Source organism: Myxococcales bacterium (genome assembly GCA_022184915.1).
Lineage (GTDB): Bacteria > Myxococcota_A > Polyangia > Fen-1088 > Fen-1088 > JAGTJU01.
This window is the reverse complement of record JAGTJU010000001.1, coordinates 441,171-461,983: the sequence shown is the minus strand read 5'-3', so window position 1 is coordinate 461,983 and position 20,813 is coordinate 441,171. Positions and strand designations below refer to the sequence as shown.

Annotated in this window: 21 protein-coding genes and 1 tRNA gene; 12 read left to right on the top strand and 10 right to left on the bottom strand. The window is 66.9% G+C overall.

Going from position 1 to position 20,813, the window contains the following annotated elements; genetic code table 11:
• The first annotated feature begins 46 nt into the window (after positions 1 to 46).
• Entirely contained in the window at positions 47 to 1,282 is a 1,236-nt protein-coding gene (locus KA712_02020) for an MFS transporter (GenBank protein MCG5051714.1), read from the top strand.
• 26 nt (positions 1,283 to 1,308) lie between these two features.
• On the opposite strand, the gene trpS is transcribed toward KA712_02020, so the two are convergent.
• A complete protein-coding gene (gene trpS, locus KA712_02015) occupies positions 1,309 to 2,406 on the bottom strand; it encodes a tryptophan--tRNA ligase (GenBank protein ID MCG5051713.1) in 1,098 nt (365 codons plus the stop codon).
• A 99-nt stretch (positions 2,407 to 2,505) separates the two neighbouring features.
• On the opposite strand from trpS, the gene leuS reads away from it, so the two are divergent.
• The 3 genes from leuS to KA712_02000 all read left to right on the top strand — a co-directional run bounded on the left by leuS (position 2,506) and on the right by KA712_02000 (position 6,271).
• Positions 2,506 to 5,025: a leucine--tRNA ligase gene (gene leuS, locus KA712_02010; GenBank protein MCG5051712.1), complete on the top strand. Its 2,520-nt coding sequence runs from the start codon at positions 2,506 to 2,508 to the stop codon at positions 5,023 to 5,025.
• 39 nt (positions 5,026 to 5,064) lie between these two features.
• Complete coding sequence (locus KA712_02005; GenBank protein ID MCG5051711.1) at positions 5,065 to 5,346, top strand: DUF167 domain-containing protein; 282 nt, start codon at positions 5,065 to 5,067, stop codon at positions 5,344 to 5,346.
• Positions 5,347 to 5,461: 115 nt separating this feature from the next.
• Positions 5,462 to 6,271: a transglutaminase family protein gene (locus KA712_02000; GenBank protein MCG5051710.1), complete on the top strand. Its 810-nt coding sequence runs from the start codon at positions 5,462 to 5,464 to the stop codon at positions 6,269 to 6,271.
• A gap of 52 nt (positions 6,272 to 6,323) precedes the next feature.
• Here the strand turns inward: KA712_02000 and KA712_01995 are convergent.
• From KA712_01995 to KA712_01975, 5 genes are all read right to left on the bottom strand, one after another.
• Positions 6,324 to 6,395, bottom strand: a tRNA-Thr gene (locus KA712_01995).
• Between the two features lie 182 nt (positions 6,396 to 6,577).
• Complete coding sequence (locus KA712_01990) at positions 6,578 to 6,949, bottom strand: hypothetical protein (protein ID MCG5051709.1); 372 nt, start codon at positions 6,947 to 6,949, stop codon at positions 6,578 to 6,580.
• Positions 6,950 to 6,960: 11 nt separating this feature from the next.
• Positions 6,961 to 8,334 carry a hypothetical protein gene (locus tag KA712_01985; GenBank protein MCG5051708.1) on the bottom strand — a complete coding sequence of 458 codons (1,374 nt, stop codon included), beginning with the start codon at positions 8,332 to 8,334 and terminating at the stop codon, positions 6,961 to 6,963.
• The gene (locus KA712_01980; GenBank protein MCG5051707.1) at positions 8,331 to 8,819 is read right to left on the bottom strand and encodes a hypothetical protein; all 489 of its coding nucleotides are present in this window, start codon (positions 8,817 to 8,819) and stop codon (positions 8,331 to 8,333) included. Before KA712_01980 ends, KA712_01985 begins: the two co-directional genes overlap by 4 nt.
• A 72-nt stretch (positions 8,820 to 8,891) precedes the next feature.
• Positions 8,892 to 9,854, bottom strand: a complete 963-nt coding sequence (locus KA712_01975; GenBank protein ID MCG5051706.1) for a PEGA domain-containing protein — start codon at positions 9,852 to 9,854, stop codon at positions 8,892 to 8,894.
• A 246-nt stretch (positions 9,855 to 10,100) separates the two neighbouring features.
• Here KA712_01975 and KA712_01970 point away from each other — a divergent pair, with 246 nt between their 5' ends.
• From KA712_01970 to KA712_01960, 3 genes are all read left to right on the top strand, one after another.
• The gene (locus tag KA712_01970; protein ID MCG5051705.1) at positions 10,101 to 11,831 is read left to right on the top strand and encodes a tetratricopeptide repeat protein; all 1,731 of its coding nucleotides are present in this window, start codon (positions 10,101 to 10,103) and stop codon (positions 11,829 to 11,831) included.
• An 86-nt stretch (positions 11,832 to 11,917) separates the two neighbouring features.
• Positions 11,918 to 12,304 carry a hypothetical protein gene (locus tag KA712_01965; GenBank protein ID MCG5051704.1) on the top strand — a complete coding sequence of 129 codons (387 nt, stop codon included), beginning with the start codon at positions 11,918 to 11,920 and terminating at the stop codon, positions 12,302 to 12,304.
• A gap of 123 nt (positions 12,305 to 12,427) precedes the next feature.
• Positions 12,428 to 12,622 carry a hypothetical protein gene (locus tag KA712_01960; GenBank protein ID MCG5051703.1) on the top strand — a complete coding sequence of 65 codons (195 nt, stop codon included), beginning with the start codon at positions 12,428 to 12,430 and terminating at the stop codon, positions 12,620 to 12,622.
• A 20-nt stretch (positions 12,623 to 12,642) separates the two neighbouring features.
• Here the strand turns inward: KA712_01960 and KA712_01955 are convergent, their stop codons facing one another.
• On the bottom strand, positions 12,643 to 13,257 hold the full coding sequence (locus tag KA712_01955) for a hypothetical protein (protein MCG5051702.1): 615 nt from the start codon (positions 13,255 to 13,257) through the stop codon (positions 12,643 to 12,645).
• Between the two features lie 93 nt (positions 13,258 to 13,350).
• On the opposite strand from KA712_01955, the gene KA712_01950 reads away from it, so the two are divergent.
• Positions 13,351 to 14,694: a hypothetical protein gene (locus tag KA712_01950; protein ID MCG5051701.1), complete on the top strand. Its 1,344-nt coding sequence runs from the start codon at positions 13,351 to 13,353 to the stop codon at positions 14,692 to 14,694.
• A 24-nt stretch (positions 14,695 to 14,718) separates the two neighbouring features.
• Here KA712_01950 and KA712_01945 read toward each other — a convergent pair whose 3' ends face one another.
• Entirely contained in the window at positions 14,719 to 15,222 is a 504-nt protein-coding gene (locus KA712_01945) for an FHA domain-containing protein (GenBank protein MCG5051700.1), read from the bottom strand.
• A gap of 41 nt (positions 15,223 to 15,263) precedes the next feature.
• Between KA712_01945 and KA712_01940 the strand changes: the two genes are divergently transcribed.
• The 4 genes from KA712_01940 to KA712_01925 are packed head-to-tail and all read left to right on the top strand — an operon-like array spanning position 15,264 to position 18,803.
• A complete protein-coding gene (locus tag KA712_01940; GenBank protein MCG5051699.1) occupies positions 15,264 to 16,199 on the top strand; it encodes an ROK family protein in 936 nt (311 codons plus the stop codon).
• Between the two features lie 6 nt (positions 16,200 to 16,205).
• Positions 16,206 to 17,219 (top strand): ATP-binding cassette domain-containing protein, encoded by a 1,014-nt coding sequence (locus tag KA712_01935; protein MCG5051698.1) that lies wholly within the window; start codon positions 16,206 to 16,208, stop codon positions 17,217 to 17,219.
• Positions 17,209 to 18,006 (top strand): ABC-2 family transporter protein, encoded by a 798-nt coding sequence (locus tag KA712_01930; GenBank protein ID MCG5051697.1) that lies wholly within the window; start codon positions 17,209 to 17,211, stop codon positions 18,004 to 18,006. The genes KA712_01935 and KA712_01930 overlap by 11 nt, the downstream gene beginning before the upstream one ends.
• On the top strand, positions 18,006 to 18,803 hold the full coding sequence (locus KA712_01925) for an ABC-2 family transporter protein (GenBank protein MCG5051696.1): 798 nt from the start codon (positions 18,006 to 18,008) through the stop codon (positions 18,801 to 18,803). Before KA712_01930 ends, KA712_01925 begins: the two co-directional genes overlap by 1 nt.
• A 15-nt stretch (positions 18,804 to 18,818) precedes the next feature.
• Here the strand turns inward: KA712_01925 and KA712_01920 are convergent, their stop codons facing one another.
• Positions 18,819 to 19,235: a hypothetical protein gene (locus KA712_01920; protein MCG5051695.1), complete on the bottom strand. Its 417-nt coding sequence runs from the start codon at positions 19,233 to 19,235 to the stop codon at positions 18,819 to 18,821.
• Between the two features lie 5 nt (positions 19,236 to 19,240).
• On the bottom strand, positions 19,241 to 20,812 hold the full coding sequence (locus KA712_01915) for an Rnase Y domain-containing protein (protein ID MCG5051694.1): 1,572 nt from the start codon (positions 20,810 to 20,812) through the stop codon (positions 19,241 to 19,243).
• Position 20,813: the final 1 nt, after the last annotated feature.

The window sequence follows — 20,813 nt, the reverse complement described above, 5'->3', positions numbered from 1 at the left end:
GCAAACCTTTCGCTCGGGCCGGACCCGGGTAATATCGCCGGCCACCATGGAGGGCACTCACTCAGCGGGCGGCTCCGGCCGACGGGCGGTCACCATGGCCGTGCTCGTCGCGGCGCTGGGTTATTTCGTCGACATCTACGACCTGCTGCTCTTCGGCATCATTCGCGTCAAGAGTCTTCAGGACTTGGGGTTGTCGGGCGCCGAGCTCACCCGGGTGGGCCTTCACCTGCTGGACGTGCAGATGTACGGCATGCTGGTGGGAGGCCTCGTGGCAGGGGTCATCGGCGACAAGCGGGGGCGACTGTCCGTGCTCTTTGGGTCGATCATCTGTTACAGCCTTGCGAACATTGCCAATGGCTTCGTGACGGACGTCCAGCAGTACGCCCTCGCGCGTTTCGTTGCGGGGCTCGGGCTGGCGGGAGAGCTCGGCGCCGGCATCACCTTGGTCTCCGAGCTCATGCACAAGGAAACGCGGGGCTACGGCACGGCCATCGTGGCGTCCGTGGGCATCCTGGGCGCGATCGTGGCGTCGTTCGTCGGCGAACTGTGGAGCTGGCGCGTGGCCTATTTCGTCGGCGGCGGCCTTGGCCTGGCGTTGCTGCTCTTGCGCGTGGGCGTGCTCGAATCGGGCATGTTCTCCGCCGCGAAGAAAAGCGATGCCAAGCGCGGCAGCCTGAGCCTGCTCCTCACGGGGCGGCGTCTCGGCCGCTACCTGAGCGTCATCCTCATCGGGATTCCCATTTGGTACGTGATCGCCCTGCTCATCGTGCTGGCCCCCGAGCTGGGGGGCGCCCTCGGCATGGCTGAACGCCCAAGCGCGGGGCGGGCCATCTTGTTTTCCTACGCGGGCCTCGTGCTGGGAGATCTCGGCAGCGGCGTGCTCAGCCAGGTCTTCAAAACGCGCAAGAAGATCGTCGCCACCTTTCTCCTGATGACGGGTGCCAGCATCGCCGTGTACTTCACGGTGGGCCCCACCTCGCTCACCGCCTTTTACGCCTGCTGCTTCCTCTTGGGCGTGGCCACGGGTTACTGGGCCGTGTTCATGACCATCGCCAGCGAGCAATTCGGCACGAACATCCGCGCCACCGTCACCACCACCGCGCCGAACTTCGTACGGGGATCCGTACCTCTGGTCACCTGGATCTTCCGGGAGCTGCAAGCGCCCCTGGGCCTGGTCGGCGCGGCCGCCACCGTGGGGGCCCTGACCCTCGTGGTGGCCTTCGTGGCGCTGATGGCCCTCGACGAGACCTACGGCAAGGATCTGGACTACTTCGAGAGCTGAGCCCCCCAAGCGGGGCTGTGCGGGATTTACCGGCCTCCCACATGCAAGCTGCGGGGGAAGAAATCCTGCCGCATGGCCTTCTTTGCCAAAGCCAGGGTTTCCTCCGCCAACGCGTTGGCGCGCTCGGTGCCTTTCCGAAGCACCTCCAGCACGGCGCCCGGGTCCTTCTCGTAGGCATGCCGGCGTTCGCGCAGGGGCGCAAGGAACGCATTGAGCACCTCCACCAGGCGCTTTTTGATGACCACGTCTCCCACCTGACCCTGGCGGTACATCTGCCGATGCTCCGCCACCCAGGCGCCGTCGGGGTTGAAAGCTTCGTGGAAAGCCCACAGCGGGTTCTCTTCGGGGTTGTCGTTCCCGGGGTCGGTGGCGCGCACGCGGTTCGGGTCCGTGTACATCCCCATCACCTTCTTGCGAACCGCATCGGGATCGTCGGAGAGGAAGATCGCATTGTTCAGCGACTTGCTCATCTTCTGCAAACGGCCATCAGGCCCCGGAGCCCCCGTGCCCACCAGGCGCTTGACGCGGCCGAGGCGCGGCTCCACCACGGGAAACAGCCCCCCCGCCGATACGTGGTCTTTGTCCTCGGTGTGTGAATCCACCCCGCAGTAGACCTGGTTGAACTTCCGGGCCACCTCGCGGGTCATCTCGAGGTGCGGCAGCTGATCTTCACCCACCGGCACCAGCGCTGGGCGGAACGCGAGGATGTCGGCCACCTGCCCGACCGCGTAAAGCGGGAACCCGAAGGGGTAGGCATCCCCGAGCTGCTTGTCCCGGATCTCGTCTTTCAAGGTGGGGTTGCGCATCACCCTGTTGAAGGGCAGCAGCATCGAGAAAAAGAAGGTGAGTTCGTCGATGGCCGGCACCTCGCTTTGCACGAACACGGCGCTGCGTTCGGGGTCGATGCCTGCAGCCAGGTAATCCGTGACGATCTCGATCACCGATTCCCGGATCTCGGCAGGCCGCTCCGCCCGCGTGGTGAAGGCGTGTTTGTTGGCCACGATGAAAAAACAGTCGTACGCGTCCTGCAGGGCCACCCGGTTCTCCAGGCTGCCGACGTAGTGCCCGAGATGCAGCCTGCCCGTGGGGGTATCGCCAGTGAGAATGCGTGGTTTCGAGGACATGGGGCGCCTTTATAGCCGATCCGCCTGCGCGGGGGACCGGCTCCCGACCGTAACGGGGGCGCGCCGGCCGCCCCTCTCGTGTAAAATCCCGGGCTTCTCATGCCTTACGACCACCGTACCGTCGAGCCCCGCTGGCAAGCGCGCTGGAAACAAGCCGCACTGCACAAGACCACCTTCGACCCTGCCCGGCCCAAGTTCTACGCGCTGGACATGTTTCCTTACCCCTCCGGCTCCGGGCTTCACGTGGGCCACTGCGAGGGCTACGCGGCCACCGACATCCTCAGCCGCTGGAAGCGGATGCAGGGCTACAACGTGCTTCACCCGATGGGCTGGGATGCGTTCGGCCTGCCCGCCGAAAACTACGCGATCAAGACCGGCATTCACCCGCAGGTCACCACCGCGCAGGCCATCGCCAACTTCAAGCGGCAAATCGAGTCCGTGGGCTTCGCCTATGACTGGGACCGGGAGGTCAACACCACGGATCCGAAGTACTTCAAGTGGACCCAGTGGATCTTCTTGCAGCTCTTTCAGCAGGGGCTGGCCTACGAGGACACGCGCCCCATAAACTGGTGCCCCTCCTGCAAAACGGGCCTCGCCAATGAAGAGGTCACCGGCGGCCGTTGTGAGCGCTGCGGAAGCCAGGTGGAACGCAAGGATCTGCGGCAATGGATCCTGAAGATCACGGCGTACGCCGATCGCCTGCTCGAAGACCTGAGCGAGGTCGACTGGCCCGAGTCCACGCTGGCGATGCAGCGCAACTGGATCGGCCGCTCCGAAGGCGCAGAGGTGGTGTTCAAGGTGGCCGAAGGCCCTGCCGCCCAGGACGAGCTGCGCGTCTTCACCACGCGCCCCGATACGCTCCATGGCGCCACGTACATGGTGCTGGCGCCCGAGCACCGCTTGGTGGCCAGCCTGACCACGCCTGCCCAAAGGGCGGCCGTCGAAGCGTACCAGGCCAACGCCCGCCACAAGAGCGATCTGGAACGCACGGACCTCGCCAAAGACAAAACGGGCGTTTTCACGGGTGGCTATGCGCTCAACCCCGTCAACGGCGCGCGCACGCCGATCTGGATCGCCGACTACGTGCTCGCCAGCTACGGCACGGGCGCCATCATGGCGGTTCCCGCTCACGACGAGCGCGACTACGCGTTCGCCAAGGCGTTCGGCATCTCCATCAAACAGGTCGTCGCCCCGGCGGACGGCAGCGCGATCCCGGAAGACGCCGCGTTCACGGAAGAAGGTGTGGCCGTCAACTCGGGCCGCCTGGATGGTTTGCCCACCGCCGAAGCCAAGCGCCAGATCACGGCAGAGCTCGAGGCCAAGGGCCTCGGCAAAAAAACGGTGAACTACCGCCTGCGCGACTGGCTGTTTTCGCGCCAGCGCTACTGGGGCGAACCCATCCCGCTCGTTCACTGCGAGGCGTGCAAAGGCCCCGTGCCCGTGCCCGAGTCGCAGCTGCCCATCACCTTGCCCGAGGTCGACCGGTACGAACCCTCCGGAACGGGCGAATCGCCCCTGGCCACCATCGAAGCCTGGGTGAACACCACCTGCCCGGCCTGCGGCGGTCCAGCCAAACGGGAAACGAACACCATGCCCCAGTGGGCAGGCTCGTGCTGGTACTATCTGCGCTACCTCGACGCCCACAACGACGTAGAGCCCTGGTCGAAGCAGGCCGAGCAGCAGTGGATGAACGTAGACCTTTACGTTGGCGGCGCCGAGCACGCGGTGCTGCATCTGCTCTACGCGCGCTTTTGGCACAAGGTGCTCTACGATCTCGGCTACGTGAGCACGAAGGAGCCCTTCAAGAAGTTACGCCACCAGGGCACCGTGTTGGCCTACACGTACAAGGACAATCTCGGCCGCTATTTCGAGCTTGGCGACGTGGAGCTACGCCCGGAGGGAGCTGTGGCCAAGGCCACGGGCGAGGCGCTCGAGGTGCAGGTCGAGAAGATGGCCAAGAGCAAGCTCAACGGCGTCAATCCCGACGACGTCGTCAACGAGTACGGCGCCGACGTCTTGCGCCTCTATGAGATGTTCATGGGCGAGTTCGAGCTGCCGAAGCCCTGGGATCCCCGCGCCATCGAGGGGTGCAACAGGTTCCTGCGCCGCACCTGGCGTCTCGTGGAAGAGTGGAACGCCGCGAGCGCCCCGCCAGAGGATCTGCACGTGCGAACGCGGCACAAGACCATCAAGCGCGTGACGAACGATCTCGAACGCATGCAGTTCAACACGGCCGTCGCCGCGATGATGGAATATGTCAACGCGCTCACGGCCAAGGGCGCGAGCCGAGAAGACCTGCTCACCCTGGTGAAACTGGTGGGCCCGTTCGCGCCTCACCTTGGCGACGAAGCGTGGGCCACGCTCGGCGAAAGCGGCTTCCTCATCGAACAGTCCTGGCCCCGGTACGAAGAGGCTCTGACCATCGACGATGTGGTAACCATGGCCATTCAGGTCAACGGCAAGATGCGCGCCAGCATGGAGGTGTCCCGAACGATGTCCAAGGAAGACGCCGAATCAACCGCCCTGGCCCAACCCAACGTGCAAAAGCACCTCGAAGGTCTGTCGGTGCGCAAGGTGATCGTGGTCCCCGGCAAGATCGTCAACATCGTGGCGAGCTAACCGGTGAGCACCGAGGACGTCGCCGCGCGAGCCCTCTCCTTGCGGGCAGGCGTGCTGCGCATCGACGTCCAGGTGCAACCCCGGGCAAGCCGCAGCGGCATCGTGGGGCTCGTGGCTGACCGCCTCAAGGTGGCTCTGACGGCGCCGCCCGTCGACGGTGCCGCGAACGAAGCCCTGATCGAACTCCTTGCGCGCCAACTCGGCGTCAGCCGCGGCCGTGTGTGCATCGAAAGGGGCCAGACCGGCCGCAAAAAGACGGTGGCGATCTCGGGCGCCGATGAAGCACTCCTGGCCGCCCTGCGCGCAGCCGTTCCGCGTTGACGGCCAGCGAAGCGACGACGAAAGCGTGTAGCCCCCGGGTTTCCCCGAGGTTGCCTTTCGTCGCACCTGCCTGATTGCGCCGACCTGCCGGGGTGGCTTGGTGCTAGGGTGCTCCATGCGTATTCGCATCGGCTACGAGCTCCTTTACTCCTTTCCTCAGCCCACGCCGATGATCTTGACGTTGAACGTCCATCATTCGCGCGTGTCGGACTTGCTGGCACCTGACCTCATGATGACGGATCCCGCGCTCACCGTGCGCGGGTACCGCGATTCGTTTGGAAACTGGTGTAGCCGCATCGTCGCGCCGCCGGGGCGTTTGCGGATCACCGCGGACGCCCAGATCAACGACGCAGGGATTGCGGATGCCTACGTCCCGGAGGCGCGCCAACACGCGGTCGAAGCGTTGCCCGAAGAGACCTTGCTCTTTCTTCTGGGAAGCCGGTATTGCGAGACCGATCGGCTCTCGGAGGTGGCCTGGCAGCTGTTCTCGTCGGTGCCCGCCGGGTGGACACGGGTTCAAGCCATCTGTGACTACGTTCACGATCACATCACGTTCGGCTACGAGCATGCCAGCCCCTTCAAGACCGCCTGGGAGGTATGGCAAGAGCGCAAGGGCGTGTGCCGCGACTTCGCCCACCTGGCGGTGGCGTTGTGCCGTTGCATGAACATCCCCGCGCGGTACTGCACGGGGTATCTTGGGGACATTGGCCTGCCCCCCCCTTACGCCCCCATGGACTTCGCGGGGTGGTTCGAGGCGTATCTCGAGGGACAGTGGTTTACCTTCGACCCGAGGAACAACGCCCCGCGCATCGGCCGGGTCCTCATCGCCCGAGGCCGAGACGCCGCAGACGTGGCGATCAGCAACACCTTCGGTCCGAACACCCTCGAGGGCTTTCGCGTGTGGACCGACGAGGTTCCTTCCTGATGCGGCTGCCGTAGACCGGGCTCACGCGCCCTGGTACCCGGGGGGTATAGAGAGCCAGCGGAGAGGATTGAACTCTCGACCTACGGTTTACGAAACCGTTGCTCTACCACTGAGCTACGCTGGCAGGTACCGGACCGAAGACGTCAGGGGCAGCACTTTACTCGGCGGCAGCGTCAGGTCAACAAGAACGAAAGCAAGATTCGCGAAGGGGCCAATGGGGCCCCGTCCGGGCAGGAGCGCACGAGAACGACGCGTCACTCGAGACCGCGGTCCCCCCCGGGCCCCGGGACCGCGCGGGCCTCGGTGCTAAAGGGGCACACAGGCCCACGGGGCCCCGGGCACGAAGCTCGCAAGGTCCACACAGCGCCAGCCGCTCGGACAAATCTCTGGAGTCGCGTCGCAGGCGACCGCGCTACAAAAACCTGCCGTCTGACCCGGCGGTTTGAGGCACACGGGCGCCGGCGCCTGACAATCGGCGTGGGACACGTCATCGACGCACGTGCGTCCATAGGCCCCTGTCGTCCCCGCCTCCTCGGCCAGGCCGTCGGCCTTCATCGCGGCGTCCGCGGGGGCCGGAAAACACAGACCATCTCGATAGAGCTGGCCCGGATCGCAGGGCTCATCGTTGCATCCGGTCAGGAGGCCCCACACCACGAGTGCCCATGAGAATCGTTGCATGAGACACGCTCCTAAAAAGCAAGCACCAGGCGCGACGTAAAGAACCCCAGGCGATGATCGGACCCGGAGAAGTTATCGAAGCGAACCTCCGCATATTGCGTCTTCAGCTGGGTATACGGAGTGAAATAGATGTTGAGCCCCCCCGAGACCGTGTACCCGGAATCCACGACGTTGTTGCGGAGCCCCCCGTCTCCGTACTCGGCGTAAACGTAAGGCTCGAAGTGCCGCCCACACCGATACGCCGCAATGAGGTAGCCGAAGTATGAATCGAAGTTCGGCAGGAACGCCCCGGGCACCAGGACGGAGGCCTCGCGCAGCCCCTCGTCGTAGCGTGTGCGCCGGTACACGCCCTCGAGCCGCAGGCGCAGGCCCCGCAGGTCCACGGAAAGGTCGAGTCCCGCCATCTGCTCGATGAACGCAAACCTCTTGCTGACCTCGAAGGTCGGGTGGCCAGCGGCGTTCAAGACCAGTCGCTTGGTTTCGTCGCCGGAGGTCCCGCTGTAAGCCGAAAGCCCCACGGCAAAGGCCGCGGCCCCCAGGCGGCTCGCCACCACGCGTCCCCCCAACGCCTTATCGTCCGTGAGATCGAAGAGCGTGGACGTACGGCCGTTCGAGGCGTAAGCCGCGTACGAAACTTGCCAGGGCGGTCCATTCCAGCGGCCGTACACCTCGAGCCCGGTCTGCCGCTGGGGGATCGCCTCCTGAACGAGAAAGGCCGGCATCATCAGCGAGATCAACGTGGGGGTACCGTGGTCCACGTTCCAGATACCCCACGGAGTGAAAAAGTACCCCACACGCACGTTGAGGGCGTCGTTGAAGCTGTACTCGATCTGAGAGCGCTCGACCACCACGCCCCCTAGCTGCACCACGTTGCGGCCCGAGGGGCTGGTCGTATCGAGGATGCGTGTGTTCGTGCGGGTCGCCGGGCCAAGCCCCGCGTACTGGTAGTCACCATGGGGCAACAAGGTCAAGCGCGTCTCCACGAGCGCCCGCCAGCCGCGCACCGGCCGGACGTCGAAGTACACGTTCGTGTTGCCCGAGACGAAGGTCGACTCGGGCGTCACCAGCAAAGCCCGCGTGTCCTCGTCGCGGGGCACGTATCGTTGAAGGCCCGCATCGAGAAAGCCGTACACCAGGAGCCGCGGTTCGCTCTCGGCGACGAGCCCCGGCTCTGCGTCGGTGGCGGTTTCAGCGGTGACCTCTCGGAGGATCCGAGCGGCTTCGTCATCCTCCTCGGCTTGGCCTGCCGAAGACGGGGACGGGACAGGCGCAGAGAGCACATCGGTCGTCAGCGGCGGCGCTTCGGGCTCGCCCCGCGCGGGACCGCCCCCTCCCAGCAGCAGGGCCATCACCAGTCCGAAGGTTGGCAACCCTTTGCGTGTCATGGCCCCAGCACCTGTCCCTCACGAATGCGCGCCACCACCCGCACCGTGGCGTCGACGTGCTCGGGCGCCAGGTATCCAAGTGCCCCGGGCAACGCCGCGACCACGCGTACCATGGTCCGCGCATCCCCTACCTTGCGGGGGGGCTCCCCTTCACCCCGCACCAACTTGTCGATCCAGAACTGCGCGCTGCGGTCGGGATCCATCTGCAGCACCACCTGGTCGAAGCTCAGGCGTTCGGGTGTAGCGGGCCTGAAATTGAAGGGCCGCAGCACGTCCTTGCCCCGCCATACGCGAATGGCGCGCGTGAAAATGGCGGCGACCTCTTCGCGCGAGAGCTTCGCGAAAGGCAGCTCGCGGTTGCAGATGACGTCGAGCGCACGGGGCTCACTGCCGAATGCGGCGCCGGGTACGAGCCCGCCCCCTGCGGCCGCCACCACCCAGGCTCGGCCAAGCCTGTGCAAGGCCTGTCTACGCGTCGCCGTCACGTCTCGCCAGACTCGGCGGATCCGGCACAGGCCTTGACCGGCCCGCACCTCGCGCCCACCCGCGCTCCGACGTCAGGGCGCGCGCTTCGCGCGTCGCGCGCGTGGGTCGCGGGCCCGCGCAAGTTCGAAGCGCACGCGCCGCTCGGCCGAGGTGGGTCGCAGCGCACGCGCCAAAGGACGATAGCCTGTCTTCTCCAGCCTCAGCTGGACCGTCTCGAGTTGCCGGAGCGCCACCCGTGCGGGGGTCACACCCACGAGGCGATCGTCGACGAACACCTGCGCCCCCGGTGGCTCACTCACCAGTTCCACGTCGGCCTCCGGCCGCAGCAGCGGCGTGGAGAACACCACCGGACCGTCCGGCGTCGCGGTCATCGTCACCAGGATCGGCTCGTAGGCGTCCTTGCGCAGGGTCACCAGGGCCCGCCCGCAGGGCACGGGCGTATCGAGCAGCGGCGTTTCGCCGAGGGTTTCGTCCCCCCACACCACGACTGCCCCGGCCGGGTCCGTCGAAAGCTGGACCGAACAGGTCGCACGAGCGGCTGGGGCCGGGTCGACCCGCGCGGGTGCGAGGCGCGGCTCCCGAGACGCGGCGGCCGTCTCTGCGCCGGCTGCCGGGGTCGCTGCTGCGCGCGCTGGGGCAGGCCGTGGCGGGGACGCACCGGGCGCCCACCAAAGACCGCACAGCACCCCCACACCCCATGCCAACACCCCTGCGCCATAGCGGGCGATCACCGGGCGCGCGGCAGGGGGCACGCGTTCACGCCCCCAAGCGGCCACGCGCCCTAAAGGCGCAAGCCAAGCGGGCCACGACGACTTGCGCGCCACCATCACCTTCCCCGTAAACCTGCCCGTTTTTCCCGTGCCGGGGGCCGTCGTGGGCGGCGCGATGCGCGCGGGCGCTGTCAGCGGGGGCGCCGGAATGCCGACCAGGGGCGGCGCGGGCGGCGGCCCCTCGATGACAGGCCTGGCCGCAGCGGGCAGCGGCACCGGGGGCGGCGCAAAGGGGCCTTGCGCCCTTTCGTCACCCGAGGCCATCGGGTGCCCCCTGGTCACGAAGCCCCCGCAGGGCCTCGCACGCGATCTTCGTCATCCCCGTCGGGCTCACGATGACTGCCTCGCACACGCCTCGGCCATGAACACCCCTCCTCGGACGAGTGTAATTCAGGCCGTGGGCTTTTCCGAATTCTAGGCCGCGGGGCGCACCCAAGGTAAGCTCTGCGTGCCACGCGCCTGGCAACCGCCCGACCGGAGCCATGCACCCGGACGGCGTTTCGACAAGCCATGAACCACGACTGGCACAGCCGGGCGCTCGCAGCGCTGGCCCGCGGAGATGCCCTTGCGGCCGAGGCGCTCGCACGCGCCGCGATGACACCGGGAGATGCCGAACCCGCCCTGGTGCTGGGCGTCGCCCTACAAAGCCGCAATGACCACCCGGGCGCCGTGGTGGCCCTGCAGGACGCGTACACCGCGGCCCCCTCGTCGGTGCCCGTACGCCACCATCTGGCGCTCTCGCACCGCGCCCTCGGGAACCTCGTCGAGGCCGAGAGCTTGTGGCGCAGCGTCCTTCATGACGCCCCGCGCACCACGCAGGCTCAGGCGGCCCTCGGAAACCTGCTGCGGCAACGCGCCCTCGCCGGTGAGGAAAGCGGTCGGTGCCTCGCAGAGGCGCGCACCCTCCACGAGCGCGCATTCACGGAAGCCCCCGACGAACCCGGACACGCCCACAACCTGTTCTCGACGCTGGCGGCCGCCGGGGCCTTCGCGGAAGCCTCTCGCCTCTTCGTGCGGGCCGCGAGCCAACGCCAAGACGCCGCGCACCTCCACGAGCTCGCAGCGCGCGCCCTGGTAAGAACCGGGCACTTCGCCGAGGCGCAGGCTCACGCGGAGCAGGCGTTGCGGCTCGCGCCTTCCCAGACGAACGCCCGCATCAGCTTGGCGACCGCCGCCAAGGAGCTCGGTCAGACGGACCGGGCCGAGGCCGAACTCGAAGCCGCCTGTCGCGAGGCCCCGGGCCCTACGGTGGCGGCGTTCAATCTCGCGCAGCTGCGGTGCTATCGCGGGCGGTGGGCGGAAGGTTTCGCGGGCTTTGCCGCCGACCGCGCGCACCAGGTCGCCCAGGGCACGCTGGAGGCTCCCGGGGGCGCACGCTTGTGGGGCGGTCAGCCCGCCCCGGACGCCCACCTCCTGCTCGTCTGCGAACAAGGTCTCGGCGATACACTCCAGTTCATCCGTTACGCCGCCTGCGCACGGGCTCTCACGGGCCGGGTCACCGTGGTGCCTCCGCGGGGGTTCCCACCCGGGCGCCCCTGGCTGGCCAGCTTGCTGCGCAGCGTTCCGGGCGTGGACGAGGTGGTGGCGCCGGGAGCGCCCTGGCCCCGCGCTGAGCTTTTTGTACCGCTGTTCAGCCTTCCCCACGTGTGCGGCCCCCTGCCAGAACGGCTCTTCGCGCCCGCAACGTACCTGCAAGCCGAGCCTCGGCGGGTGGCTGAGTGGGCCGCGCAGCTCGGACCCGCCGACGGCCGGCTCCGCGTGGCAGTGGCCTGGCAAGGCAACCCCCAGTATCAGGCCGATGCCCGCCGCTCAGCGCCGCTGGCTGCGTTCGCCCCCCTCGTCGCCCAGGCCGGGGGCCGGGTGCGTTGGCTGTCCGTCCAGAAAAACCACGGCCGCGAGCAGCTCGCCGCCTTGGCGCGGGAAGGAGGCCTCGCCGCCATCGAGGATTGGGGAGCGCGCCTCGACGAGGGCCCCGAAGCGTTCATCGACACCGCTGCCTTTCTGATGAACGTGGATGGCCTCGTGTCCACCGATACGGCCCTGCCTCACCTGGCGGGCGCGCTGGGACGCCCCACATCGCTGCTGCTCGCGCACGTTCCCGACTGGCGCTGGCAGGAACGGGGAACCCGATCGCCGTTTTACCCGTCCCTGCAGCTCTTTCGTCAAGCGGCGCCCGGCGATTGGGCAAGCGCCCTCGCGCGCGTCGCGCACGCGCTTTCGAACCAAGCAGCCGGGCGCTGAGCCAAGGGGGGCTCGACCGCTCGCCCGGGTGGCCGCTCAACTTCGCGCCGGCGCGCGCCGATGCAAGGGGTGAGGAGACGTGGGCCTTGACCGTAACCATCGACGTCAGTCCGGGCGAGCTCATCGACAAGATCACCATCCTCGAGATCAAGGCCGAGCGCATCACGGATCCCGAGACGCGGGATCGGGTCTGCTTCGAGCTGGGGCTCCTCGAGGCGCGGCGCCGCCAAGCCGTTCCCCCGAGCCCTGACCTCGAGCACGCCGCGGACGAGCTTCGCAAGGTGAACGCCACCTTGTGGGACATCGAGGATCAACTCCGCGACTGCGAGCGCGCCTGCGAATTCGGCGAGCGCTTCGTGAGCCTGGCACGGGCCGTGTACCGCACGAACGATCGACGTGCAGCTCTCAAAAAGCGCATCAACACACTCTTGGGCTCGGCGATCGACGAGGTGAAGGCCTACAAGCCTTACTGAGTCGAAGCGCCGACACGTTTCTTGCGTGATTTCGCCATGCTGTCAGGCCTGTGGCCCGGCACCGCCGGGGGGCGCCGTGGCCCGGCGGGCGCCTCCGTGCTAACTACCTGGTTAGGGAACGCCATGGGCAGCTTGATAGTGAGGGACAAAGAAGTCGCCAAGAAAAAAGGCTACTGGGCGCTCGGAGCCTGGGCGGGATCCGCGGTGCTCTTCACCGTGGCCGGCGCGCCAATCTTGGGTATGGCCGCCGCCGGCGGCGCTTCGTATCTGACGTACAAGTGGTTCGTGTTCCGCGCCAAACGCGGTATGCGGTTCTAGCCGAGTTCTAGCCGCGGCCTTCACTCGGGCCCCTTCGCTCCCGGAGCCGTGACGGCCTCGACCCGGCGGCGAATGGAGATGGGAAAATCTATGGGAACCGGGTTGCCCTTGAACGCGGGAAACCTCAGGTTTTCGATGACGCTCGTGGCGCAGGTCTCGGTTTCCGCAGGCGCACCCCGCACACGAACGCCGCGCGCCTGGCCGCTCGGATCGGCCTCGAAATAGATCCCCACGCTGGTGACGTCACTGTGATCGAAGCATTTGGCCAGGGCCCCCATCTGCGCGTCGAGCGCGGCCTGCAGGTCCGAGCGCTTGAGCCCCTCGGGATCCTCGTTGAGGCTCTTGGCAGCCGCAGCCAGCACATCCTTGCGGACCGTGGTGAGCACCGTGGGATCGAGGTCGGGCTTCTTCGTGCCCCACTGCCGTTCACGCAGCCCCACCTTCTGTGGAGGGCTGCCAGGCTCGACGGGCGTCGGTGCGCGCAACGAGTTCGACACCCGAGGCGCGGGATTGTCGAGCACGGGCTGAGGGCGCTCCTTCGTGCAGGCGCAGGCCGCGCAGACGAGGCCCGACAACACCCAGAGCCGAGCGATCCGGCAGAAACCGCCAGGGGCGACACGGCATGCAGGGAACATGTCATACTTATCGTATCCGCCCCGCCCCGCCTTGAGATCTGCAGGCTCAAGCCTCTTCGGTGAGCGGGCGATGACTTCGAGAAGAGAGTTATCATGTCTCGACGCGGGCCCACGGTATCGTTAGCCGTCGTGGCCGTGGCCTTCGCAGGCGGCGGCGGGCCTCCGGCACACGCAGAGTTTCCCCGGGTGGACCCCGCGGCGTTCGGGGCCGAAAGGGCACATACCGATGCATCCCCCGCAGTGTCCTGGGCCGATCTGGCCGATCCCACGACGCTCACCCCTGCCGAAGAGGCGGCTCCGGCAGGCGCCATTCTGGCGCGCCGGTTCAACCCGGCGATGGCCTTCGTGCATCGAGACATCTGGCCGGTGCCCGTTCGGTACGCGTGGGCCGATGGGGCTGGTTTGACCGCACGGGTGCTGGACGAGCAGGGCCGCACCGTCAGGCAATACGAAGCCCTCCCGCATCGCAGACTCGCCGACGACGACTGGTCAGACCTGCCGACCACGGACGCAGACGGCCGCCGCATTCACTACGCCGTCGATGCGCCAGGAGACGACCGCATGGAGCAGGGGGTCTCAGCCTGGCGTCGACGCTGGCGCGCGATCATGAACGGCGACCCTCTCGAGCATGCCGCACCCGCTGCGTTCGAGTATGCACCCACCCAGCACGCCCACCTCTTTTGGTTCAACCGCGCCAAGGGCCTGCTCGCGATTCAGTATTGGTTTTATTTTCCTTACAACGAGTGGATCAACCATCACGAGGGCGACTGGGAGCACGTCAACGTGATCTTGCGTGGGCCCTCGCGCCTCGACGGCGACGAAGGGTTCCGGCCCGTGGGCTATCAGTTCTTCTTCCACGAGTTCACCCACGAACCCCACGAAGTGGTTCGTGTGGGCGGCAGCGATCCCCGCGAGGACCACGTGGTGGTGTACACCGGAGGGCGCAGCCAGTTCCTGCGCTGGCAGGGGCTGCAAAGCGGCGGCAGCTTCCCCATGCCTGGGGTGTACACGGGGGTGGGCGGCGGCGTGACCGGCTACCGCGCCGACGAGGATGTCTCGCGGCCCGAGCGGTTCATCCGCCCCGAGGACTTCGCGATCACCATGCTGCCTGAACCCGATCGCCTCGACGTCGGGCTTTTTCCGGAGCTGTCGTGGCTTCGCCTCGATTTTTTCGCGGGACAGGCGGTCATGCACATGAATCCCTTGGCCCTCAACGGCATGACCTTTGGGTCCACGCCCCGCCAGCCGGCCCGGCAGGAGGCCTGGAACAACGCCTGGATCCCTCGCCCCTGGCAGGGACGCAGCACCTACGCCCAGAACGCGCCCGCGTTGCCCTCGGGGTGGACGCCGCTCGTCGGCCCGCCGATCTCCGACGAAACGAGCTACGCAGCCCGAAAGCCCGCCCGCCGGACTCCCCAGAAGCCCGTCCGGCGCTGAGCCTCGCGCGGCAGGCCACCCCTGTCAGGATTGCGTGGCGAGCATCGCCGAGAAGCCCGCTGCCGTGTGAAACACGAACACGAAGCGGCCCAGGGTGATTTCGGTGCCGTCACCGAGGAGCACGGGTTTTTGGGGCAAAAGCCGGGTGCCATCCACGAACGTGCCGTTGGTCGAGCCGGTGTCGGAGAGAAGCGCGCCTTGGAGCTCGAGCCGCACCATGCAGTGTCGCTGCGAGATCGAATACTCGGGAATCGGCACGTCGTTGCCCGCAGTACGCCCAATCGTCACCGGCCCGGGAGCGGCCCCGCGCCCCTTGCGCAGAAGAAACACCCGGCCAATCAGGAGGCTCGCCTGACGCAAGTGGTCCATGATGTCCTCCGTGACCAGCGTGCCCCCCTTGCCACTCGAATCTTTCAAGTTACCGCTCACCCCCTTGACGACGAGGACTGGGCAGGGGTAGCGAACGGCGAACACCTGATGGCCCAAGGTTCTGAGCTCGGCCGCGTACTCGGACACGTAGACGGGCATCTGTCATAAGACTACCACTTGCCGGCAATGCGAGACGAATGATGCGGATTGGAATCGATCTCGGGGGAACGAAGATTGAAGCGTTGGCGATCGACGATGCAGGTCGGGAACTGTGCCGTGTTCGGCGTCCCACACCCAAAGACGCCTACGAGAGCCTGATCGGTGCGCTCGCCGCAACCGTAGCCGAGGTCGAGGCGACCACCGGCGCTCGCGGCACAGTAGGCCTCGGGATTCCTGGCACGATCTCCCCGGCCACCGGGCTCGTGAAGAACTCGAACATCCTTTCCCTCATCGGAAAGGCGCTCGACCACGATCTCGCGGCGGCGCTCGATCGCCGCGTGCGCGTGGCCAACGACGCCAACTGCTTTGCCCTCTCCGAGGCAGCGGACGGGGCCGCGGCGCCCGGACACTTTCCTCCCGTGGGCGAACGACCGCGCGTGGTGTTTGGGGTGATCCTCGGTACCGGAACGGGCGGAGGCATCGTGGTCGACGGGCGCATCCTCGAGGGCCCCGATGGCGTCAGCGGCGAATGGGGACACATGCCGCTGCCCTGGCCGGAGCCGGACGAGCTGACCCTGCCGCCTTGCTGGTGCGGGCTGCGTGGCTGCACCGAGCTTTTCCTCTCGGGCACGGGCATGGCGTCGGACCATCGGCGCGTTACGGGCCAAGAACTGTCGGCGGCTGCCATTGCCAAAGCAGCCCTGGACGGCGACGCACGCGCCGAGGCCACCCTCGCGCGCTTCGAGGCTCGCCTGGCCCGCGGGCTCGCCGCCATCGTCAACATCCTCAACCCCGACGTGATCGTGCTCGGCGGAGGCGTCTCGAACGTCGCGAGACTGTACGAATCGGTGCCCCGCCTTTGGACATCCTTCGTGTTCTCCGACGTTATCAGCACCAAGCTCGTCAAGGCCGCCCACGGCGACGCGAGCGGGGTGCGTGGGGCCGCGTGGCTGTGGCCCGTGGGCAGCCAGGTGTGACGCCCGGTGATCGAGCTCGCGTCCCTCAGCAAGACCTACCGCGTCCACAAGCGGCCGCCGGGTGTATGGGCCGCCCTCAAGTCGGTGTTCCACCGCGAGTTCCGCACGGTCGAGGCGCTCCACGACCTTTCGTTCTCGATCGCGGCTGGCGAGCGGGTGGGCTTTTTGGGGCCTAACGGCGCCGGCAAGACCACCACGCTCAAGATCCTGTCCGGCCTCTTGCACCCTACCTCGGGTGAGGCCCGCGTGTTCGGACACAAGCCCCAGGCCCGCGAGGTCGCCTTCCTCAAGGCCATCACGCTGGTGATGGGGCAAAAACAGCAGCTCTTGTGGGATCTGCCTCCGTCAGAGACCTACGCCATGAACCGGGCAATCTACGACCTGCCCAAAGACGAAGCGAAGCAGACGCTCAAGACCTTGGTCGAGCTTTTGGAGATTGAAGACCTCATCGGGAAACCCACCCGACAGTTGTCGCTTGGTGAGCGCATGAAGTGCGAGCTGGCGGCAGCGCTCCTGCACAAGCCCAAGGTTCTGTTTCTCGACGAGCCCACCATCGGGCTCGACGTGGCGATGCAGGCCCGCATGCGCCAGTTCGTGCGCAAATACAACGAGGAGTTCGGGGCCACCGTGCTGCTCACGAGCCACTACATGGAAGACGTGGCGGCCCTGTGCCCGCGCGTGGTGGTCATCGACAAGGGGCGCCTCATCTACGACGGGGAACTCAAGACCCTGGTGCGCCGGATCCGACCCGATCGGCGATTGACGGTAGGCCTGGCCTCGCCCGTTACGCTCGAGGCCGTGACGCCCCTGGGCACGGTGTTGACGCGCGACGAAGGCCGGGTGGTCGTGTCGGTTTCAGCCGACCGCGTGAACGAGTCCGTCAAGTACGCCTTCGCCCACTTGCCCGTGGCCGATCTTTCAATCGAGGATCCCCCTCTCGAGGACGTGATGCGGGAGCTGTTCCAGCAGGCACACGTCGACAATTCCGCGCGGCGGGCGAGGTCCCCTGATGTGGCGTAGCCTGCGCGCGTATCCCGCCCTGTTGCGCGTGGGGCTGGCGGAGATGGTCGCGTACCGGGCCGAGTTCCTCGTGTGGATCCTGACCACGAACATGCCCCTCGTGATGATGGGTCTGTGGACGGCCGTCGCCGCCAGCGGCCCGGTGGGACGCTTTGGGCAGAGGGACTTCGTCACCTACTACCTGGCCGTTCTGGTGGTTCGTATCGTCACGAACAACTGGCTGGTATGGGAGATGACCATGGACATCCGCCAGGGGGCTCTCGCCACGCGCCTCTTGCGCCCCATCTCGCCGCTCGTTCAATACAGCGCCGAGCACATCGCAGCCGTTCCCATCCGCATGCTGATGGTCTCACCGGTCGTGGCCGTACTCATCTACGTGGGCGGAGACCCGCTGCTCTTCGGCAGCTTTGGGCGAGCAGCCGTGTTCGCCTTTTCGCTGCTTGGCGCCTGGCTCATCCTGTTCTTCACGATGCTGACGATCGGCTCGCTGGCGATGTTCGTCGAGAGCGCCTTATCGATCTTCGACATGTGGCTGGCCATACACTTCGTGCTCTCGGGCTACCTCTTTCCCCTCGAACTGCTCCCGACCTGGGTCACACCCCTATCGCGAGCCCTGCCCTTTCGCTACATGTTGGCGTTCCCGGTAGAGACCTGGATCGGCAAGCTCTCGCTGCTCGATGCCACACGCGATCTCGGCATCCAGTGGCTCTTCGTGGCGGGCATGGCAAGCCTCGCGGCCGTGACCTGGCGCCAGGGTCTGCGACGCTTCATCGCCTTCGGTGGATGATGCAGGGGTTCAGACGATACGGGGCCCTGCTTGCCGTTCAGGCGCGCGTCTCGGCGGCGCTGGCCATGCAGTACCGTCTCGATTTCATCTTCAAGGGCATCATGTCCCTGTTCTGGCTCGCAGTGACCCTCGTGCCCCTGCTGGTCGTCTTCGAGCAAAGGGAGACGATGGTCGGCTGGACTTTCCCCGACGCGCTGGTCGTGATCGGCTGGTTCGTCTTGCTCAAGGGCATCCTCGAGGGAGGCGTCACACCCAGCCTCACGTTGGTGACGGAGGGGATCCGCACCGGCACCTTCGACTTCATCCTGATGAAGCCCGCTGACACGCAATTCCTCGTATCCACCGCCCGCTTCGAGCCCTGGCGCATGGTCGATCTGCTGGGCGCCCTGGCGGTGTTCGTTTACGCCTTCGTTCTCCTGGGCCACCCGCCCAGCGTGGCCTCCCTGGCCAAGGCCGCATTGCTGCTGGTGGTGGCCGTGGCGTTGCTCTATTCCGTCTGGATTCTCGTGGTGAGCGCTTCGTTCTACGTGGTGCGCGTCGACAACCTCAGCTACCTCATGACCTCGCTCTTCGATGCGGGCCGCTGGCCCGTCACGGTGTTCCGCGGCCTGCTGCAGGTGCTCTTCACCGTGGTGTTTCCGCTGGCGCTCATGACCACGTACCCAGCGCTGGCGCTGCTGGGACGCCTCACCCTGGTGAACGCCCTCCTCTGTGTGGCGGGCGGATTGGTGTTTACGTGGCTGGCGCGCCGCACCTGGCTCCGCGCCCTGCGCAGCTACACCTCCGCCAGCTCGTAAGCGGTGTCACGCCGGTCACGGCGTTTCACCAGGCGCCCCCGGCGACGAGGGCTGCGGCGACGCTTTCAACGTGGGCCCCTCCGCGGACGGACGGGCCGGAGGCCCTCCTTCGGGATTCACGAGAGCCCGGATGGCACGCGGGCGGCTCTCCCTCGCCGCCTCCGCCGCCTGGCGGCGGCCTAGCGCATAGCCGGACCACATCACGTAGAGCCCCATCACGATCCAAAGGATACCCATGGTCGTGTGGCGACGGCCCGCGGTGCCCCGGCCACCGCCCAGGAACGACAACAGGCCAAAGCCAACCTTCTGGTTGCGCGCAGCTTCCAGCTCTTCCGGTGTGGGCTTGGGCGCCCGGAGACCAAGGAACACCAACCGCAACACACCAAAGAACACGAGCGCGAAGCCCAGTGCGTAAAACAGAGCAGGAGGCATGAGGATTACCCGGCGTTTTCTTCGGCCCGAAACTCGCGAATCACGGTCACGCGGATCTGTCCGGGGAAGGTCATCTCGTCGGAGATGGTCTGCGCCAGCCGAGACGAAAGGTCGATCGCCCCCAGGTCGTCCACACGATCTTCTTTGACATACACGCGCACCTCACGCCCGCCCTGAACGGCGAAGGCCTCCTGGATGTCGCGGAAGCCTCGCACGATGCGCTCGAGATCGGCGATCTTACCGACGTAATTGTCCTCTGTTTGCCGCCGCGCCCCGGGGCGCGCACCCGACAGGGCATCGGCGGCAGCGACCAAAAAGGCGTAGGGGCTATTGAAGGGCTCGTCCGTATGGTGAGCCCCAATGGCGTTGGCCACCAGCTCGGACTCGCCCAGGCGCCGCGCGATGTCGGCGCCGATCACCGCGTGAGAGCCATCGATCTCGTGGGTGAGCGCCTTGCCGATGTCGTGCATCAGCGCCGCCCGCCGCGCCACCTTGGCGTCGAGCTTGAGCTCCTCGGCCATCATGCCGCAGAGGAACGCCGCCTCCACCGCGTGCTTCCACTGGTTCTGGGTGAAGCTCGTCCGATAGTTCAGCCGCCCGACCAGATCCACGATCTCGGGATGAGCGCGTGGGATCTGAAGTGCCGCGAACGCTTTTCGACCAAGCTCCAGCAGTTCTTTGTCGAGCTGCGTCTTTTGGTTCTGCGCCAGGCGCGTGACATCGTCGGCGTTGCGCGCAGGACGCTTGATCAAGCGGTTCAGGCTGCGCCGAGCCACCTCGCGCCCCACCCCGTCGAGTCCCTCGAGACGAACCGCGTCTTGCTCGTCCGTGAGGGTCAGGTGTACGCCTGCCACCTGGGCGATCGCCTCCAGGGCCTCGGTGGGTACGTTCGCACGGCCCCTGCGGGGATCGATCAGGGAGATGACGGAAAGGTGCCGTTCGGTCAGGTAGTGGCCGTGAAAGCGCCCGATGCTGAGCCCCATGAGGCGCTTCGCCATCCTGCCGTGTTCGGCGCCGGGCGTAAGCTGCTCGGCGGCCCGCACCACATTCGCAGCTTCGGCCGTAGCCTGCTCCACCGCTTGGGCCACCAGCGCCTTTTTCACCTCCTCACGCGTGAGTCCCGCTCGGCTTTCCAGCTCACGGCGCGCGGACTCATGGAGCGCCTCGAACTCTTTCCGCGCCACCGCCACGTCCTGCTCGCGTGTCTTGACGGTCTTTGCACGTCGTTCCATCTGGGACCGAACCCGATCGAGCTCCGTGCGCTTGATGGCGAGCGCCGCGTCCCGCTTCGCTACCGCCAGGGAAAGGGCCTCGTGCTTGCGCCGCTGAGCCCCGAGGGGCGCCTCGGCACCCCGGCGACGCTCCAGCGCTTCTTCGCGTGCACGCACCCCCGCCTCCAGAACCAAACGCCGCGCCTCCTCGCGCGCCACGCGGCAAAGCGATTCCGCTTCGTCGTTGGCTTCGAAGCGCGCCTGAGCTTCGTAGTCCCGCCGCCGCCGCCACCGGCCGAGCCATAGCGCCGGGCCCGCAGCGACGGCGGCCGCCACGAGGGCGGCCAGGGTCACTGACGAAGACATC

What these genes read in the sequence shown, in the direction of transcription:
- KA712_01955 (MCG5051702.1), bottom strand. Translation starts at nt 13,257, where the DNA reads ATGTTCCCTGCATGCCGTGTCGCCCCTGGCGGTTTCTGCCGGATCGCT.
- KA712_01990 (MCG5051709.1), bottom strand. Translation starts at nt 6,949, where the DNA reads ATGCAACGATTCTCATGGGCACTCGTGGTGTGGGGCCTCCTGACCGGA.
- KA712_01925 (MCG5051696.1), top strand. Translation starts at nt 18,006, where the DNA reads ATGCAGGGGTTCAGACGATACGGGGCCCTGCTTGCCGTTCAGGCGCGC.
- KA712_01945 (MCG5051700.1), bottom strand. Translation starts at nt 15,222, where the DNA reads ATGCCCGTCTACGTGTCCGAGTACGCGGCCGAGCTCAGAACCTTGGGC.
- KA712_02020 (MCG5051714.1), top strand. Translation starts at nt 47, where the DNA reads ATGGAGGGCACTCACTCAGCGGGCGGCTCCGGCCGACGGGCGGTCACC.
- KA712_01940 (MCG5051699.1), top strand. Translation starts at nt 15,264, where the DNA reads ATGCGGATTGGAATCGATCTCGGGGGAACGAAGATTGAAGCGTTGGCG.
- KA712_01930 (MCG5051697.1), top strand. Translation starts at nt 17,209, where the DNA reads ATGTGGCGTAGCCTGCGCGCGTATCCCGCCCTGTTGCGCGTGGGGCTG.
- KA712_01985 (MCG5051708.1), bottom strand. Translation starts at nt 8,334, where the DNA reads ATGACACGCAAAGGGTTGCCAACCTTCGGACTGGTGATGGCCCTGCTG.
- KA712_01920 (MCG5051695.1), bottom strand. Translation starts at nt 19,235, where the DNA reads ATGCCTCCTGCTCTGTTTTACGCACTGGGCTTCGCGCTCGTGTTCTTT.
- KA712_01960 (MCG5051703.1), top strand. Translation starts at nt 12,428, where the DNA reads ATGGGCAGCTTGATAGTGAGGGACAAAGAAGTCGCCAAGAAAAAAGGC.
- trpS (MCG5051713.1), bottom strand. Translation starts at nt 2,406, where the DNA reads ATGTCCTCGAAACCACGCATTCTCACTGGCGATACCCCCACGGGCAGG.
- KA712_01975 (MCG5051706.1), bottom strand. Translation starts at nt 9,854, where the DNA reads ATGGCCTCGGGTGACGAAAGGGCGCAAGGCCCCTTTGCGCCGCCCCCG.
- KA712_01970 (MCG5051705.1), top strand. Translation starts at nt 10,101, where the DNA reads ATGAACCACGACTGGCACAGCCGGGCGCTCGCAGCGCTGGCCCGCGGA.
- KA712_01950 (MCG5051701.1), top strand. Translation starts at nt 13,351, where the DNA reads ATGTCTCGACGCGGGCCCACGGTATCGTTAGCCGTCGTGGCCGTGGCC.
- KA712_02000 (MCG5051710.1), top strand. Translation starts at nt 5,462, where the DNA reads ATGCGTATTCGCATCGGCTACGAGCTCCTTTACTCCTTTCCTCAGCCC.
- KA712_01915 (MCG5051694.1), bottom strand. Translation starts at nt 20,812, where the DNA reads ATGTCTTCGTCAGTGACCCTGGCCGCCCTCGTGGCGGCCGCCGTCGCT.
- leuS (MCG5051712.1), top strand. Translation starts at nt 2,506, where the DNA reads ATGCCTTACGACCACCGTACCGTCGAGCCCCGCTGGCAAGCGCGCTGG.